Raw genomic sequence first — 1754 nt, forward strand, 5'->3', positions numbered from 1 at the left:
TTTAGTTCACTCTACTTTGGGACAAGCGCTTCAATATGAAGTTGAAATTGTTCCTAATCAAAACGGTGGTTTATACAGTGTCTACGGAATAGCACCTGGTAATGTTATTATTACTGCACAACGAGTTTTGAATTCAGAACTAACGCAGATTCTTTAGTTTTAAATAAGGGTGGGTTATCTAAAAAATAACCCACCCTTATTTAATTGTTGATAATCATAGATTAAGTGAATTAGCTATTTATGTTTAGCTATAATCACTTCTTTATTTGTAGTGTTTTGAATGTATACTTTTGTTGTGTATTTTGAGGATATCAGGGGATTTGGTTTGAACTCAATGATATAGGGAATTCGAATGTAAACTAATATGTAAAAGTTTACTTTCGAAAAGAAACAATAAAAAACAGTAGTGTATAAAATCACTACTGTTTTTTATTGTTTCTTGCAAGTGAATTATTTATATTCCTGTCTATATAATTTAAACGAATAAATAGCTCCAACAAAGAATACAAAGGCTTCGAATAATATAAAGATTTGACGGAAATTCTCAATATCTTTACCAACTAAAGAAATAAATATAGCGTTCATTAGAATTTGAGTAGTAAACATACGAGAAGTAATTTTAAAATAAATAGCATTTGTTCTTTCATCTGGTTTACCAATTTTTTTGTAGATGATAATAAGTACAATACATGAACCTACAAGTAGAAGTGATATAAATCCTACAACGATATTGAAATTGTCTGTGCTTTCTAACATCCATTTGTTTAATAGATCAATCATTATTATCTTCCTTTCCTACATAAGAGAATATTTCGTTTATATCAACTTCAAAATAATTTGCTATTCGATATGCTAACACTAGTGAAGGAGAGTAATTATTCTTTTCCATAACAAATATCGTTTGTTTAGAAACCCCAACAGCATCAGCTAAATCTTTTTGTGACATTCTTTTTAATACCCTATATTCATAGACTTTATTTGTTATAGAGTCGCCATGTTTTTCCTTCATAGGTAACACCTTCCTTTCTTAAGACTTATATTAAACTTATTTTATAAAAAAGTAAAGTTTAATTATACAAAAGATAAAAATTTTTATATAAATTAAAAGAAATACTATATATTTCTTGAAAGTAAACTTCTATTTAAAAGTTTACATTTAAACCAATCATGGAGTTTTGCAATTAAACAACCTTTTTATGTTAAAATTGGAAATATATGTTTTTTTTCGGGAAGGGGAGATTTTATTGCATAAAATTTCAAATTTGATTTGTGGAGTATTATTGGTGATTTATATTTTGTATTCATTTTTTCTAAAAGATGAAAGTGATTTGAATGTAATTATTATATTAACCGTCTTGCTTATTATTTCTGTAATTTTAGACAAAAGAAACATAAAAAAACGGATCGATTAAAGGTCGGCTTTTTTATGTTTCTTAATGATAATGAAAGTAAACCAATATCTAAAAGTTTACTTTCGGTAATAACAAAAAAGTCCCTTCATAATGCTAAAGGGACTTCGCTCACACAAATGATCTGCACATCAATTCACTTTTGATATACAGATCATTTGTATGATAATTTTTATAAATAATTGCGGAATAATGAACTTACATTACTGCTTTTAAAAGTTCTTGTACAAATGGAATGATTCCACCTACAAATTTTAAAACTGCCATTGCGATTGCCATATTATTTCCTCCTCTTTTTTCGTATTAAGGTATGATAATTTTTATAAATAATTGCGGAATAATGAA

The 1754-nt window shown here is 26.9% G+C and carries 2 protein-coding genes and 1 pseudogene; 1 reads left to right on the top strand and 2 read right to left on the bottom strand.

Annotation, left to right across the window (positions count from 1 at the left end; genetic code table 11):
- Positions 1-157 (top strand): annotated as a pseudogene (locus BWGOE10_RS28780) (ATPase); the annotation flags it as partial.
- Between the two features lie 293 nt (positions 158-450).
- On the opposite strand, the gene BWGOE10_RS28785 reads toward BWGOE10_RS28780, so the two are convergent.
- Positions 451-780, bottom strand: a complete 330-nt coding sequence (locus tag BWGOE10_RS28785) for a 6-aminohexanoate hydrolase (RefSeq protein WP_070141137.1) — start codon at positions 778-780, stop codon at positions 451-453.
- Positions 773-1009 (bottom strand): helix-turn-helix transcriptional regulator, encoded by a 237-nt coding sequence (locus BWGOE10_RS28790; RefSeq protein WP_000659766.1) that lies wholly within the window; start codon positions 1007-1009, stop codon positions 773-775. The genes BWGOE10_RS28785 and BWGOE10_RS28790 overlap by 8 nt, the downstream gene beginning before the upstream one ends.
- Positions 1010-1754 lie beyond the last annotated feature (745 nt).

The organism is Bacillus mycoides, assembly GCF_001757995.1.
Classification (GTDB): Bacteria; Bacillota; Bacilli; order Bacillales; family Bacillaceae_G; genus Bacillus_A; species Bacillus_A mycoides_B.